General features: G+C 68.3%; 12 protein-coding genes. 3 read left to right on the top strand and 9 right to left on the bottom strand.

Going from position 1 to position 14,641, the window contains the following annotated elements; genetic code table 11:
* Positions 1 to 146: 146 nt before the first annotated feature.
* From BQ8420_RS18100 to BQ8420_RS18090, 3 genes are all read right to left on the bottom strand, one after another.
* Entirely contained in the window at positions 147 to 971 is an 825-nt protein-coding gene (locus tag BQ8420_RS18100) for an amino acid ABC transporter ATP-binding protein (protein ID WP_087100315.1), read from the bottom strand.
* Positions 971 to 1,930 carry an amino acid ABC transporter permease gene (locus BQ8420_RS18095; RefSeq protein ID WP_087100314.1) on the bottom strand — a complete coding sequence of 320 codons (960 nt, stop codon included), beginning with the start codon at positions 1,928 to 1,930 and terminating at the stop codon, positions 971 to 973. The genes BQ8420_RS18100 and BQ8420_RS18095 overlap by 1 nt, the downstream gene beginning before the upstream one ends.
* A gap of 147 nt (positions 1,931 to 2,077) precedes the next feature.
* Positions 2,078 to 2,992, bottom strand: a complete 915-nt coding sequence (locus tag BQ8420_RS18090; RefSeq protein WP_087100313.1) for an ABC transporter substrate-binding protein — start codon at positions 2,990 to 2,992, stop codon at positions 2,078 to 2,080.
* A 377-nt stretch (positions 2,993 to 3,369) separates the two neighbouring features.
* Between BQ8420_RS18090 and BQ8420_RS18085 the strand changes: the two genes are divergently transcribed.
* Together BQ8420_RS18085 and BQ8420_RS18080 are read left to right on the top strand one after the other, a co-directional pair.
* Complete coding sequence (locus BQ8420_RS18085; protein ID WP_087100312.1) at positions 3,370 to 4,563, top strand: NADP-dependent malic enzyme; 1,194 nt, start codon at positions 3,370 to 3,372, stop codon at positions 4,561 to 4,563.
* Between the two features lie 205 nt (positions 4,564 to 4,768).
* Positions 4,769 to 6,307, top strand: coding sequence for a serine hydrolase (locus BQ8420_RS18080; RefSeq protein ID WP_087100311.1), 1,539 nt, complete (start codon positions 4,769 to 4,771; stop codon positions 6,305 to 6,307).
* A 21-nt stretch (positions 6,308 to 6,328) separates the two neighbouring features.
* On the opposite strand, the gene BQ8420_RS18075 is transcribed toward BQ8420_RS18080, so the two are convergent.
* The 5 genes from BQ8420_RS18075 to BQ8420_RS18055 form a co-directional block, all read right to left on the bottom strand.
* Positions 6,329 to 6,508 (bottom strand): hypothetical protein, encoded by a 180-nt coding sequence (locus BQ8420_RS18075; protein WP_087100310.1) that lies wholly within the window; start codon positions 6,506 to 6,508, stop codon positions 6,329 to 6,331.
* An 89-nt stretch (positions 6,509 to 6,597) separates the two neighbouring features.
* A complete protein-coding gene (locus BQ8420_RS18070; protein WP_087100309.1) occupies positions 6,598 to 7,566 on the bottom strand; it encodes a PadR family transcriptional regulator in 969 nt (322 codons plus the stop codon).
* Positions 7,566 to 8,417 carry a DUF4097 family beta strand repeat-containing protein gene (locus tag BQ8420_RS18065; protein ID WP_087100308.1) on the bottom strand — a complete coding sequence of 284 codons (852 nt, stop codon included), beginning with the start codon at positions 8,415 to 8,417 and terminating at the stop codon, positions 7,566 to 7,568. The genes BQ8420_RS18070 and BQ8420_RS18065 overlap by 1 nt, the downstream gene beginning before the upstream one ends.
* 211 nt (positions 8,418 to 8,628) lie before the next feature.
* Positions 8,629 to 8,808, bottom strand: coding sequence for a DUF6104 family protein (locus BQ8420_RS18060; RefSeq protein ID WP_087100307.1), 180 nt, complete (start codon positions 8,806 to 8,808; stop codon positions 8,629 to 8,631).
* 14 nt (positions 8,809 to 8,822) lie between these two features.
* Positions 8,823 to 12,452: a multifunctional oxoglutarate decarboxylase/oxoglutarate dehydrogenase thiamine pyrophosphate-binding subunit/dihydrolipoyllysine-residue succinyltransferase subunit gene (locus BQ8420_RS18055; protein WP_087100306.1), complete on the bottom strand. Its 3,630-nt coding sequence runs from the start codon at positions 12,450 to 12,452 to the stop codon at positions 8,823 to 8,825.
* 534 nt (positions 12,453 to 12,986) lie between these two features.
* On the opposite strand from BQ8420_RS18055, the gene BQ8420_RS18050 reads away from it, so the two are divergent.
* The gene (locus BQ8420_RS18050) at positions 12,987 to 13,388 is read left to right on the top strand and encodes a BlaI/MecI/CopY family transcriptional regulator (RefSeq protein ID WP_087100305.1); all 402 of its coding nucleotides are present in this window, start codon (positions 12,987 to 12,989) and stop codon (positions 13,386 to 13,388) included.
* Here the strand turns inward: BQ8420_RS18050 and BQ8420_RS18045 are convergent.
* A complete protein-coding gene (locus BQ8420_RS18045; protein ID WP_087100304.1) occupies positions 13,371 to 14,609 on the bottom strand; it encodes an MFS transporter in 1,239 nt (412 codons plus the stop codon). The genes BQ8420_RS18050 and BQ8420_RS18045 overlap by 18 nt on opposite strands.
* Between the last annotated feature and the right edge of the window lie 32 nt (positions 14,610 to 14,641).

Genomic DNA, 14,641 nt, shown 5'->3' with positions numbered 1-14,641 from the left:
GGTACGGTCCGGTTCCGGCCATGGCCACACGCGGCCGTATCGAGGGGCCCACGTCGCGGGGCCCGCACACCACCTTGGGTTTCAACGGTGGTGTACGGGCCCCGCCGAGTGGGTTCCGTCTCGTGGACCACGGGGGTCGGGCGTGGTCAGATCACCTTGGACAGGAACGCCCGGGTGCGTTCGTGCCGTGGGTTCGACAGCACCTCGGAGGGCGCCCCCGTCTCCACCACGACACCGTCGTCCATGAAGATCAGGGAGTCGCCCACCTCACGGGCGAACCCCATCTCGTGCGTGACGACCACCATGGTCATGCCGCCCCGGGCCAGATCGCGCATGACGTCCAGGACCTCGCCGACCAGCTCCGGGTCCAGCGCGCTGGTGGGCTCGTCGAAGAGCATCAGTGACGGTTCCATGGCCAGCGCGCGGGCGATCGCCACACGCTGCTGCTGACCGCCGGAGAGCTGTTCGGGGTAGGCGTTCGCCTTGTCCGGCAGACCCACCCGCTCCAGCAGCTCCATGGCGAGCTCGGTGGCCTTGGCCTTCGGGACGCGCTTGACCTGGAGCGGCGCCTCGATGACGTTGCCGAGCACGGTCAGGTGCGGGAACAGGTTGAACTGCTGGAACACCATCCCGATGTCGCTGCGTTGGGCCGAGATCTCGCTGTCCCGCAGTTCGTAGAGGCGTCCGCGCTTTTGCCGGTATCCCATCAGCTCGCCGTTGACCCACAAGCGGCCGGCGGTGAGCTTCTCCAGGTGGTTGATGCAGCGCAGGAAGGTGGACTTGCCCGACCCGGAGGGGCCGACGACGCACATGACCTCGCCGCGCCGGACCTCCAGGTCGATGCCCTTGAGGACCTCCAGGCGACCGAAGTTCTTGCGCACGTCCTCGGCGACGACGAGCGCGTCGGTGGGCGGCGCGTCGGCGGTCTCGACGGCTCCCTCACCAACGGGGATGTGGTTCTCCTCGGTCATCAGTGCCTCCCTCCGACGATGCGGTCCTTGACCCCGCGCTCACTACGGCTGAACCTGCGCTCGATGAAGTACTGGCCGACCATGAGGACGCTGGTGATCGCCAGGTACCAAAGGCAGGCCGCCACCAGCATCGGGAAGATCTGGTACGTGCGGGTGCCGATGGCCTGGAGCTGGTAGAAGAGCTCGATGGTCACCGGCACGTACGCCAACAACGCGGTGTCCTTGAGCATGGCGATGGTCTCGTTGCCCGTGGGCGGAATGACCACGCGCATCGCCTGCGGCAGGGTGATGCGCCGCATGATCTTGCCGCGGCTCATACCGAGCGCCTGGGCGGCCTCGGATTGCCCCTTGTTCACCGACTGAAGGCCCGCACGGATGATCTCGGCCATGTAGGCGCCCTCGGACAGTGCCAGAGCGAGCAGACCGGCCATGTAACCGCTCAGGAGCGTGCGGACGTCGATCTCGAAGAAGCGGGCGTCACCCTCCAGGCCCAGCATGGGCATCCAGTAGTTGTCGAACGGGAGCCCGATCTGGATCGTGGCGTACAGGATGGCGATGTTGCCGAAGAGCACCGCCAACACCAGTCGGGGCACACCACGGAAGAACCAGGTGTACAGCCAGGCGACCGACACCAGCACCGGGTTCCCGGACAGGCGCATCACCGCGAGGATGACGCCCAACACGATGCCGATGATCATGGACAGGACCGTGGCGCTGAGGGTCACCCAGACACCGTTCACGACCGGGTCCGAGAACATGTGCTCGAACATGAAGGGCCAGTTGAACGCGGGGTTCGTGATCAGCATGTTCACGAACATCGCGGCGAGGACCAGCACGACCCCCGCGGCGACCCAGCGTTCCGGGTAGCGGACGGGGACTGCGGCGATCGGGTCGGCCGGTCGGTCCGAGGTCGGTTCCTTCGACCCCGGACCGTCCGCCGATGCATGCGGTGACGTCACGGATCAGACTTTCGCTAGTGGCGGGCGAACAGGACGGGCGGTCGTGGTGACCGGAACGGACGCCCGGACACGTCCGGATGAAACGGCCGCACGCCGGCCCTGGTGAGCGCGGCGTGCGGTGATGCGACGCGGTGGGACCCGGTGGGTCTACTCGTCGACGGAGGGGTTGACCTCGGAGGTCTCGATGGCGCCGACCTCGATCTCCCATTCCTCCAGGACGCCCCCGTAGGTGTCGTCCTCGATGATGGCGTTGAACCCGGCGGCCAGGGCGTCGGCCAACTCGGTGTCCTCCTGGTGGGTGATGACTCCGTACGGCGCGGCGGAGTACTGGTCACCGATGAATTCGAGCTGGTCGCCGGTCTCCTGAAGGGCGAACAGCGAGGTGGGCAGGTCGGCCAGGGAGGCGTCGTTGAGCCCGGAGACCACGCTGGAGGTGGCCAGCGGCTGGTTCTGGAACTTCTCGATGGTGATGGCCTCTTCACCGGCCTCGACACAGGCGTCGCTGCGAGCCTCGATGTCGGTGTCGTGCGTGGTGCCGGTTTGCACGGCGATACGCAGGCCGCAGGCGTTGTCGGGGTCGACCTCTTCGGGGTTCCCTGCCGGGGCGATCCACTGTGTTCCGGAGGAGAAGTAGCTCACCATGTTGACGGCCTCCATGCGCTCCTCGGTGATGGTGAAGGAGGAGGCGCCGAGGTCGTAGTTACCGCTGTCGACGCCGATGATGATGGAGTCGAAGTTGGCGGGGACCCACTCGGCTTCGAGGCCGAGCTTGTTCAGGGCGGCCGTGACCAGGTCCACGTTGAAGCCGAGGACGGTCTCACCGTCATCGTCCAGGTACTCACCGGGCGCGTATTCGGCCTCGACGCCGATGCTGATGACGCCGGCCTCGCGGATGTCCTCGGGGACCATCGCGGCGAGTTCCTCGTCGACGGAGACCTCCGGTGCCTCGGGGGCGGCGGCGTCGTCCTCGGCGCTGTCACCGCTGCCACACGCGGAAAGGGTCAGGACACCCACTGCGGCGAGCGCGGTGAAGTAGGGGAGGGGCTTCTTGCGCAGAGGCATGTGAGGTCTCCTTCTAGGGCACGGATAGTGCCTGTTCGGAGGCGGGTTCGCGGGTCCACGCCGCCGACCTGGAACGACATTAGGGACATTATGCTGCATAGTGCTTTAAGTCGGTAACGCTCCATCGTGACGCCCCGCGATTTTCCCGCGGTCACCGTTGTGAGAGGATTGCGTAACGGGTCATCCCCGTGAGATGCGGACGCGCTGTGCTCGTATACGAGCCCGGCGAAGACTGTCCCTTCCGGCGACACCACCGGTCATGGCCGATCGGCGCCGGAGGGTTCCCCTAGCACCCTTACGTCTTCGCGCGCGCTCCGTCGACCATCGTCCTCGTCATGGCCGACGCGGACGTAGAAGCAGACCGAGGGGTTTGAGCAGTGACCACCTTTACTTCGCGTACCCAGGACACGTCCGAGCTGGACAAGGATCCGGCCTTCGCCCTGCACCGTGGTGGCAAGCTTCACGTCACCTCCTCCGTGGACGTCACCGATCACGCGGCTCTCTCCCTGGCCTACACGCCGGGTGTCGCCCGTGTCTGCGACGCGATCGCCGAGAACGCCGAGCTGGTCGAGACCTACACCTGGAAGAGCAACCTGGTCGCCGTCGTCACCGATGGCACCGCCGTCCTGGGCCTGGGCAACATCGGGCCGGAGGCCTCCCTGCCCGTCATGGAGGGCAAGTCGCTGCTGTTCAAGCAGTTCGGCGACGTCGACTCCGTGCCGATCGCCCTCAACTGCAACGAGGTCGACGAGATCGTCGAGACGGTCGTGCGGATGTCGCCCTCCTTCGGCGGCATCAACCTGGAGGACATCGCCGCTCCGCGCTGCTTCGAGATCGAGAAGAAGCTGCGTGAGCGCCTGAACATCCCGGTCTTCCACGACGACCAGCACGGCACCGCCATCGTGGCCTTCGCCGCGCTGCGCAACGCGGCCCGCCTCACCGGGCGGACCCTGGCCGACCTGCGGGTCGTGGTCTCCGGTGCGGGTGCCGCCGGCGTCGCCGTCACCAAGATGCTCGTCGACGGAGGCATCGGCGACATCGCCGTCGCCGACTCCAAGGGCATGATCTACGAGGGCCGGGAGGGTCTGACCCCGGTCAAGCGGGAACTGGCCGGCATCAGCAACAAGGCCGGCCTGAAGGGCTCCATCGAGAGCGCGTTGGAGGGCGCCGACGTGTTCGTCGGCCTGTCCGCTGGTGAGGTCCCCGAGGAGGTCGTGTCCACCATGGCCGAGGACGCCATCATCTTCGCCATGGCCAACCCCAACCCGGAGGTCCACCCGAACGTCGCCCGCAAGTACGCGAGCGTCGTCGCCACCGGGCGCAGCGACTTCCCGAACCAGATCAACAACGTCTTGGCCTTCCCGGGCGTGTTCCGGGGTGCCCTCGATGTCCAGGCCTCCGACATCACCGAGAACATGAAGCTGGCCGCCGCCAAGGCCATCGCCGACCTGGTCGGTGACGACCTGAGCGCCGACTACGTCATCCCGAGCACGTTCGACGAGCGCGTGGTCCCGGCGGTCTCCGCCGCGGTCGCCGCTCAGGCCCGCGAGGACGGCGTCGCCCGCCGTTAGGTTCGACTCCGGGGCCCGCGTGATCGACACGATCGCGCGGGCCCCTTTTCGTGCCGGGGTGGGGCCGGGGCCACCATCGATGGTGGGAGAACGCGTACGCGGGTTCGGGGGACGGGCGTAGTGCGCCGTGATGAGGTGCACTCGTAGGTTTTCCAGGGTTGGAATCACGCCGTTCGAACGGCCTCAACCCCCTGGGACGCCCCTCATGGAACCGACCTCCCCGACCGCGCACGAGACCCGAGGAACCGGTGGACGGATCGCGATGGCCCTGGCCGTCGTGGTAACCGCCGTCGGAGTGGTGACCCTGATCCCGAGGCCCTACGAACTCGACGACCGGGTCGAGGGCGACCACGGGGTCGCGGCGTCGGTACGGGAGGGGATCGGCGACACCACCGGCTACCACGGACTGTCCGTGGCCCTCGTCGAGCCCGATCCCGAGGGCGGGTACCGCGTCCGCTCGGCGGGCCTCGGCTCGGTCGGCGACGAGGGAGAGCGGGTGGACGAGGACACCCCCTTCGGGTCCGCGTCGGTGGCCAAGGTGCTGCCCGGGATGCTGCTCGCCGACATGGTCGATCGGGGCGAGCTCGCTCTGGACACAAGGGTGGGTGAACTGCTGCCGGAATTGGACCCCGCCGATCCCGCCATCGCCGACCTCACCGTCGAGGAACTGGCCACCCACACCTCGGGACTGTCCCGGGAGGAGACGACCCTGCCCCAGACCCTCTGGCAGTTCGTCGCCAAACGCCACCCCGACCCCACGGAATCGGTCGACGACTTCCTTGGAGAGGTGGCCGCACAGGCTCGTGTCGACCCCGAACTACGAGGGGCCAACGTCTACTCCAACACCGGCTTCGGCCTGCTCGGGCACGCGCTGGCGGCCGGAGCCGGGGTCGACTACGCCGACCTGGTCCGCGAACGCCTCCTGGAGCCGCTGGGCATGGAGCACACCCGCGTGTGGTCCGACCAGGGCGGGGCCGACCCCGTCGTGCACGACGCGGACCGGGGCCGGGCCATCGACCTGGACCGTACGGTCGCGTCCGGGCCCTCGGGCGGAGTGACCACGACGGCGAGCGACCTCGGCCTGCTCCTCGCGGCGATGATGGACGGCTCCGCGCCCGGAGCCGGCGCGGCCGAACCCGTGGCGGCGGGCGACGTCGCCCGCCGCGAACAGGGACTGGGCTGGTACGTGGAGATCCTCGGTGGCCGGCGGATCACCGCGCACGGTGGGAACGCCACCACCAATGGCCACACCGCCTGGATCGGCTACTCCGGGGACCGTGGCGCCGTGGTCCTGTCGAACACGCACCGGTACAGCGAGGACATCGGCATCCGTCTGCTCGGGATCGATGAACCCAGCCCGGACAACGTGGCGGGGGAGCGGTTGTACGCCACCGCGACCGTGGTCCTGGCACTGCTACCGGGGGTCCTGTTCCTCGGCTTCGCCGCCCGGCGTCGCCCCTGGAGTACGCTGCGCCGTCCCACGGACCGGGCCGGTCTGGTCGCCTATGGGACGCTCACGGTCGCGCTGCTCTGGTACGTCCACCTCGCCGGTTTCTGGCACCTGGTCTCCCCGTGGGTGTGGGCGGTCGGGGTGTTCTCGACCGTGGCCGCGGCCGTGGTCGGGGCCCGCCGATGGTCGGACCTGCCCGCCACCAGAGGTGACCTGTCCTGGCTCAGATGGATACCGACCGGCCTCATGGCCTTCGTCGGTCTGGCGCTCCTGGTGGGCCTGGCCGCGCTCTGACCTCGTGCGACGCCGGGAGCATCACATCAACTCCACGGACGAGCCGAACTCCTCCTTCAGGAGATCGAACGCCCGGCGCAGGTCGGCCAGGGCGGCGTCGGGGGTGTCCCCCTCCCCACGCGCGGTCGCCCCCGAAGACAGGCGCGCGTGAGCGCACCACACCCCGCCCTCGTCCTGCTCGATCGTGTACGGGACCAACACCGGTTCTTCCTTCTAGGTCGGATGGTGAGACGAGGGACCCGGGAGACCACGCCCCCGTGTGGTCTCCCGGGCCCCTTATGGGCGCGAAATCAGCCGCGCGGTTCCCGGTCCTCGCCGGTGGCGGTGGACCAGGGGTCGTCGCCCGTGGGCGGCATCGGTCGGGCCTTCGGTTCCTCGGTGGAACCCTCGTCCTCGGGCTCGGTGCCCTTGTCGCCCTCGTCCGCGGCCGGTTCGGCTCCGCCGCGTTCCCTATCGGCCGGCCCCCACCGGCCCATGTCGCGACGGATCACCTCGACCGTGTCGTCGAGGATGCGGCGCAGGTCGTGGGCGGCGGACCCGCCGACCTGACCGGCGCCCCGGACCATGTCGCGCACGCGAACCGAGAAGTCCTTCAGGGCCTGTTCGAACTCGGGCCCCTCGCGCCCGGCTTCTTCGCGCCGGGTCTTCTCGTCGGTGCCCTCGCCCTCGCCCGTGCTTTCGCCTCGGGGCTCGGAATCGGTGCGGCCCCAAGCGGCACCGAACGAGCCGAAGCCCTGGGCGAACCGCTCCCACTCACGGGCCCAGACGCCGCTGTCCCCGCAGTCCCGGGCACGGTCCTTCTCACGGCGGCTCCGGTCCTCCTCGTCGCCCTCGGAGGCCTCGCCCCTTTCGGCGCGCTCGGTCCCCTCACGGCGGGCCCCGCCCGCGGTGAACTTCAGCTCGTCGCGCAGGGAGCTGATGGTGGCGCGCACGTCCTGCTTGACCGCCCGGGCGATGTCGCGCACCGAGTCGGTGATCTCCCGCTCCAGGTCGTCCAGGTCGCTCTCGCGGGCGCGCAGCTCCTCACGTCCCTTGTCGGTGAGGCTGTACACCTTGCGGCCACCCTCCTCGGTGTGGGTGACCAGCCCCTCTTCCTCCAGCCGGGCGAGCCGGGGGTAGATGGTGCCGGGGGAGGGCGAGTAGACGCCCAGGAAGCGGTCGCGCAGCAGGCTGATGATCTCGTAGCCGTGGCGTGGGCTCTCGTCGAGCATTTTGAGCAGGTACAGGCGCAGTCTGCCGTGGCCGAAGATGGTGCTCATCAGGCCCCCTCAGGGATCGCGGCCGGAACCTCGGGCGCACGGCGCAGCAGCGCCGTCCGGCCGGACACGCTGTTGACACTGATGGAGGCGGGTTCCACGCCCATGCCGATCTTGCCGCTCAGGGTGTTGCGGGCCGGGGCGTTGTTGCGGTCCAACCCGAAGTCGGAGTCCAGCCCGCCGGTCACGGCGCGCAGCTCGACCTTGGCGGAGCTCTCCGCGGGCACCCGCAGGGCCACCTCACCGGACACGGTGGTCACCCGGACACGGGCCGAGGCCGACAGGTCCGTGTCCACCAGGACCGAACCGGAGACGGTCTTGGCCCGCAGCTCCGACAGGCGGCCACCGGCCACGGCGAGTTGTCCGGTGGCGCTGTTGAAGCCCAGGGTGCCGCCCGGTCCGCGCACCGAGGCGCTGCCGTCGGCGGTGTTCAGGTCGGTCTCGCCCGAGACCTCGTCCAGGGTGACCTCGCCGGTGGCGGTCCTGATCCTGGTGCGGGCGGTGAGCCCGGCCGCCACCACGGGCGCGGTGGCCGTGGTCACCTCGACCGGACAGTCCCGGGGGACCCTCAGGTTCACGGTGGCCCGGCGGGAGCGCATGTTCTTGTAGGCGGTCAGCTGGAGGGGCTTGAGCCGGTCGAGGAATCCCTGACCGGTCAGGTCCCGATAGTGGATGGTGAGGATCCCGGCCTCCTGAGTGACCTCCAGGGGCTCGCCTTCGATGTCGCTGATCTCGAAGGTCACCGGGTCGTCGGTGGGAATGATGTTGACCTGTCCGCCGACGATCCGCACCTTGAGGGCGACAATGCCGTCCAAGGTGTGCGTCATCGGACTGTCGATGGTCCAACTTGCCATCGTGAACCCTTCCGCTCGCTCTCGATGCCTTCACGATATATCGCGTCTGCGGCGAACTCAAGATATGTCGCGGATTTCGGGGTCGAATCGGGGGATCCTCGGGGGAGACCCCGAGGCCGGCCACGACCCCGGACACGCACGAGGGGCCCGGGTCCACGTGGACCCGGGCCCCTCGGCCGGCGCACCGCGCGCTCAGCGCGACGCGGTGTTACTACTCTTCGTCCTCATCGTCCATCCGGGCCAACCAGGTGGCCAGCCGTTCGACGGGCGTCTCGAACTCGGGGTTGATGTCGGTGAACACCCGCAGCTGCTCGGCGAGCCAGGCGAAGCTGACCTCCTCCTCGCCACGGCGGTTCTCCAACTCCTCGATTCCGCGATCGGTGAAGTACATCGGATCTTCCGTCGCTACTCGGCGGGCGGGAACACCGTGTCCACCAGGGCACGCTGCTCGGCCTCGTGGCGCTTGGCCGAACCGGCCGCGGGCGCGGAGGAGGCCGGACGCGAGATCCGGGTGAACGGACGGTCCAGCTGCTCGGAGAAGACCAGCGCGACGAAGGGCCACGGACCCATGTTCGCCGGCTCCTCCTGGACCCACAGGACCTCGCCCGAGTTCGGGTAGGCCTTGAGCTGCTCGCGGATCTCCTCGATCGGCAGCGGGTACAGCCGCTCCGCGCGGATGATCGCGGTGTGCTTGTCCCCGCTCTTGCGACGAGCCGCGTCCAGGTCGTAGTAGATCTTGCCCGAGCAGATAACCACACGACGGACCTTCTCCGGCGCGATCGAGTCGTCCCCGATCAGCGGCTGGAAGGAGCCCGACGTGAAGTCCTCGGCGGCCGAGGTCGCGGACTTCAGACGCAGCAGCGACTTGGGCGTGGCCACCACGAGCGGGCGCTCCAACGGCGACTTGGCCTGCCAACGCAGCAGGTGGAAGTAGCTCGCCGGGGTGCTCGGCATCGCGACGGTCATGTTCTCCTGCGCGCACGACTGGAGGAACCGCTCGATGCGGGCCGAGGAGTGGTCCGGGCCCTGACCCTCGTAGCCGTGTGGCAGCAGCATGGTGACGCTGGAGCGCTGGCCCCACTTCTGCTCACCCGCGCTGATGTACTCGTCGATGATGGTCTGGGCGCCGTTGACGAAGTCACCGAACTGCGCCTCCCACATCACCAGGGAGTCCGGACGGGTCAGCGAGTAGCCGTACTCGAAGCCCAGCGCCGCGTACTCGCTCAGCAGCGAGTCGTAGGCGAGGAACTTCGTGGTGCCGTTGTCGAAGCTCTTCAACGGCGTGTGGGTCTCGCCGGTGTCGCGGTCCATCAACGTGGCGTGGCGCTGACCGAAGGTGCCGCGGCGCGTGTCCTGACCGACCAGACGGACCGGGTGGTCGTCCAACAGCAGCGACCCGAAGGCCAACAGCTCACCGGTGGCCCAGTCGATCACGTCGTTCTCGACCATGGTCGCGCGACGGGTCAGCTGCGGGGCCAGACGCGGGTGCGGCGTGAAGCCGTCGGGCAGGTTCACCTGGGTGTCGATGACCCGCTTGACGGTCTCGGAGGAGATCGCCGTCTCCACCTTGGAGTGGTCCAGGCGGGACTCGGTGAACACCTCGGGCTTGACCACGGAGCCCGGCTCGATCGGCTTCTTCTCGACCTCACGGGTCTCGGTGAAGGCCCGTTCGAGCTCACTCTGGTAGTCGCGCAGCGCCGACTCCGCCTCTTCCACCGTGATGTCACCGCGCCCGATCAGGGACTCGGTGAACAGCTTGCGGGTGGAACGCTTGGCGTCGATGACGTCGTACATCAGCGGCTGGGTGAACGCGGGGTTGTCGCCCTCGTTGTGCCCACGACGCCGGTAGCAGACCAGGTCGATCACGACGTCCTTGTTGAACGCCTGACGGTAGGCGAAGGCCAGGTTCGCGACCCGGACCACGGCCTCGGGGTCGTCCCCGTTGACGTGGAAGATCGGCGCCTGCACCATGCGCGCGACGTCGGTGGCGTACACGCTGGAGCGGCTGTCGGACGGCGAGGTGGTGAAGCCCACCTGGTTGTTCACGATGACGTGCACCGTGCCGCCGGTCCGGTAACCGCGCAGCTGGGACAGGTTGAGGGTCTCGGCGACCACACCCTGCCCGGCGAACGCCGCGTCACCGTGGATGAGGATGGGCAGCACGGTGAAACCGTGCGGGCCCTTGTCGAGCACGTCCTGCTTGGCGCGGACGATGCCTTCGGCGACCGGGTTGACCGTCTCCAGGTGGGACGGGTTGGCGGCCAGCGTGATCTGGATCTTGTCGCCCTCGCGGGTCTCGAAGACTCCCTCGGTGCCCAGGTGGTACTTGACGTCACCGGAGCCGTGCGCGCTGCGCGGGTCGAGGTTGCCCTCGAACTCACCGAAGATCTGCCCGTAGGACTTGCCACAGATGTTGGCCAGTACGTTCAGACGACCACGGTGGGCCATACCGACGACGGCCTCGTCCAGCTCGGCCTTGGCGGCCTTGGAGATCACACCGTCCAGCAGCGGGATCAGCGACTCTCCACCCTCCAGGGAGAAGCGCTTCTGACCCACGTACTTGGTCTGAAGGAAGGTCTCGAAGGCCTCCGCGCTGTTGAGCCGGTGCAGGATGTGCAGCTGCTCGTCACGGTCGAGCTTCTCGTGCTCGCGCTCGACGTGCGACTGGATCCATTCCCGCTCCTCCGGGCTCTGGATGTGCATGTACTCGATACCCACCGTGCGGCAGTAGGTGTCGCGCAGCACGCCCAGAACGTCGCGAAGCTTCATGACCTGCTTGCCGCCGAAGCCCCCGGTGGGGAACTCGCGGTCCAGGTCCCAGAGGGTCAGGCCGTGTTCGAGCACGTCCAGGTCCGGGTGCTTGCGCTGCTCATGGGTGAGCGGGTTGGTGTCGGCCATGAGGTGGCCGCGCACACGGTAGGCGTGGATCAGCTCCTGGACCCGGGTGGTCTTGTCGAGCTGGGTGGCCGGGTTGACGTGGATGTCCTGGACCCAGCGGACCGGCTCGTAAGGGATCCGCAGAGCGTTGAAGATCTCGTCGTAGAAACCGTCCTCGCCCAGCAGGAGCTGGTGGATGCGTCGCAGGAACTCGCCCGACTGGGCGCCCTGGATGACCCGGTGGTCATAGGTCGACGTGATCGTCATGACCTTGCTGATGCCCAGCTCGCTCAGGGTGTCCTGGGAAGCGCCCTGGAACTCGGCCGGGTACTCCATGGCACCGACCGCGAGGATGGTGCCCTGGCCGGGCATCAGGCGCGGCACGGAGTGCACCGTGCCGATGCCGCCCGGGTTGGTCAGGCTGATCGTGGTGCCCTGGAAGTCCGGCACGCCCAGCTTGTTGTTGCGGGCCTTGCGGACCAGGTCCTCGTAGCCGCTCCAGAACTCGTCGAAGCCCATCTCGTCGGACTTCTTGATGGAGGGCACGACCAGCTGACGGGAGCCGTCGGGCTTGGGGAGGTCGATCGCCAGACCGAAGTTCACGTGTTCGGGCTTGGCGACGCCGGGCTTACCGTTGACCTCCGTGTAGGAGTGGTTCATCTCCGGCATCGACTCGAGAGCCTTGACCATGGCGTAGCCGATGAGGTGGGTGAAGGAGATCTTCCCACCGCGGCTGCGTCGGAGATGGTTGTTGATGACGATGCGGTTGTCGAACAGCAGCTTGACCGGCACCGCGCGCACGCTCGTCGCGGTGGGCAGGGTCAGGCTGGAGTCCATGTTGGTCGCGGTACGGGCGGCCGCGCCACGCAGCCGCTCCTCCTTGACCTGGAGTCCATCGTCGTTGTTCTTGGGTGCAGAGGCCGGAGCGGCCTTCTTCTTCGGCGCGGGAGCGGAAGGGGCCTTCTCGGTCTGCGCCTTAGCGGTCGCAGTGGCCCCACCCTTCCCGCCGGCCGAGTCCGCGGGCTTGTAGTCCGCGAAGAAGTTCCACCAAGCCTTGTCAACCGAATTCGGGTCGGTGAGGTACTTCTGGTAAAGCTCCTCGACCAACCACTCGTTCGGGCCGAAATCTGTCAGGGGTTGAGACGCCTCAGACGACACGGCGGAGATCGCCCACTTCCGCTGCTCGCTTGTGAATGTTCAGGAAAGACGGGTGGCTGCCGGCTTGGCGGGCTCGAAGAAGCATGGAGTCGCTCCCCGTGTGAGGAGTATCTGACCAGGCCGGCACTCGTCGGGTACAAGGCTACTTGTACGGACCTCCCTGACGGGAACGCGACGGTTGTTGAAACTGGGAGATACCTAACAATCTTTCACACGAACCTCCCTGTTTCGTGTGCACGCCTGCGCACTGGGTAGTCGACGCGCCTCGTTCGTCCCTGTTTGAGGGGATTTTCGGATCGCGGCGTTGTGACCACCTTCGGTCGACCGGGATGTGACGCGACACACGTTTCCGGCGACTCGTGTCGGGGGAGCCCCGAGCCGACGGTGCGATCCGCGCTCTCAGCCGTGAAACGCCGGTGTTCGTCGCCATGGATGTACGGATCTGCGTGCTCTCCTCGATTTCCCCTCGGCGCCGCCACCGCCCCGCCTACGATTCGCCTATGAACGGCCGGAACGTCGGGGCGAGGGAGAACCATGAGGGGCCTGGGGGAGCTGGAGGCGGCCATCATGTGCGCCCTGTGGCGCGCGGAGGGGCCGCTGCCGGTCCGCGACATCCGCGAGAACATGGTCTACGACCGTGATCTCGCCTACACGACCGTCATGACCGTCGCCAACATCCTCCATCAGAAGGGGCTGCTGGAGCGCGAGAAGACCGGGCGGGCTTGGACCTACTGGCCCAGGGAGACACACGCCGAGTACACGGCGCGCGTCATGGGCGAGGTCCTGCGCACTGGCCCCGACCCCGGAGCCACCCTGCTCCGTTTCGTCGAACGCTTCAGCGACGAGGACATGGTCCGACTGCACCACGTGTTCCGGCAGGTCCGCGATCGACGCACGGGCTCCGCGCCCGCGCGTCGGTCACCGGCGGTGCAGTGAGCGCACGCTCGGCGCGGCGACGGCCAGCAGCGTCGCCGCGATCGTCGACCCGGCGACGATCAACAGGGACCGGTCCGGGCCGATCGACTCGGCGAGCGGCCCGATCGCGATCTGACCCATCGGCATGGCCACGAACGACCCCAACGCGTCGTAGGAGTACACCCGCGAGAGCCGTTCCGGCGGGATGTTCTCCTGTACCGACACCTCCCAGGCCACGGTGAACTGCTCGACCGCGACCCCGCCCACGAACATCGCGGCGAACAGCAGCGGCACCACCGGCGAGGGGTCGGCCAGCACGAAGAACGGCAGGGTCTGCACGGTGACCAGCGCGGTGCCGTAGAAGAGCGCCCGCCGTGGCTGCCAGCGTGCCGCCAGGACCCCGCCCACCAGCAGCCCCACGCTGTTGGCCGCCATCACCAGCCCCCACATGGTCCGCCCGAACGTCTCGTCGGCGATCCCGGGACCCAGCACCGCGGTGGTCGCCGACCAGCCGGCGTTGACCACCATGAACTGCAACACGATGATCCACACCCACGGCCTGGCCACGAACTCGCTCCAGCCCTCCACCAGGTCGCGCAGCACGTTGCTCCGCTCCGGCGCCGCCGTCGACGGCACCCGGAGGAACAGGAAGGCCACCCCGGCGGCGGCGAACATCACGGCGTCCGCGCCGATCGCCCACCCCGGACCCAGCAGACCCACGGCCACGCCGCCCATCGACATCCCCGCGAACAGACCCAGCTGCTTGGCGATCCCGACCAGCGCGTTGGCCTGACGCAGCAGCGTGTGCGGCACGGTCTGCGGGGTGAGCGCGGCGGCCGCGGGCAGGTTGGCGGCGGCCGCCGCCCCGTTGAGCACGCTCAACAACACCATCAGCGGCAACGTGGCGACCCCGGTGAGCAGGGCCAAGGCCAGGAACCCCTGGGTGAGCGCGGCGAGCGCACAGGCGCCTTGCATCACCAGGGCACGCGGTAGCCGGTCGGCGAGGACCCCGCCCAACAACAGCAGGGACACGTTCGCGACCGACCGGGCGCCCACCACCAGACCCACCTGGGTGAGCGACCCGGTCACGTCCAGCACGGCGAAGGCCAACGCCACGTTCGCCATACCGTTGCCGAACAACATCAGGACCCGGCCCAGCGCCAACGCGCGGAAGTTCGGATGCCGGAGCGGTGCCGTGAGCCCCATCCTCGACCCCGCGCCGACCTTCTCCACCCGGCCCATGCCGCACACCCGTTCCCGCCTCGAACCGCCCC

This window comes from Nocardiopsis sp. JB363, from assembly GCF_900143625.1.
Taxonomy (GTDB): domain Bacteria; phylum Actinomycetota; class Actinomycetes; order Streptosporangiales; family Streptosporangiaceae; genus Nocardiopsis.
This window is presented reverse-complemented; position numbering and strand designations above follow the sequence as displayed.

Excerpts from the sequence above, each read along its gene's own strand:
- BQ8420_RS18100 (WP_087100315.1), bottom strand. The coding sequence starts at position 971 with ATGACCGAGGAGAACCACATCCCCGTTGGTGAGGGAGCCGTCGAGACC.
- BQ8420_RS18090 (WP_087100313.1), bottom strand. The coding sequence starts at position 2,992 with ATGCCTCTGCGCAAGAAGCCCCTCCCCTACTTCACCGCGCTCGCCGCA.
- BQ8420_RS18080 (WP_087100311.1), top strand. The coding sequence starts at position 4,769 with ATGGAACCGACCTCCCCGACCGCGCACGAGACCCGAGGAACCGGTGGA.
- BQ8420_RS18070 (WP_087100309.1), bottom strand. The coding sequence starts at position 7,566 with ATGAGCACCATCTTCGGCCACGGCAGACTGCGCCTGTACCTGCTCAAA.
- BQ8420_RS18065 (WP_087100308.1), bottom strand. The coding sequence starts at position 8,417 with ATGGCAAGTTGGACCATCGACAGTCCGATGACGCACACCTTGGACGGC.
- BQ8420_RS18060 (WP_087100307.1), bottom strand. The coding sequence starts at position 8,808 with ATGTACTTCACCGATCGCGGAATCGAGGAGTTGGAGAACCGCCGTGGC.
- BQ8420_RS18050 (WP_087100305.1), top strand. The coding sequence starts at position 12,987 with ATGAGGGGCCTGGGGGAGCTGGAGGCGGCCATCATGTGCGCCCTGTGG.
- BQ8420_RS18045 (WP_087100304.1), bottom strand. The coding sequence starts at position 14,609 with ATGGGCCGGGTGGAGAAGGTCGGCGCGGGGTCGAGGATGGGGCTCACG.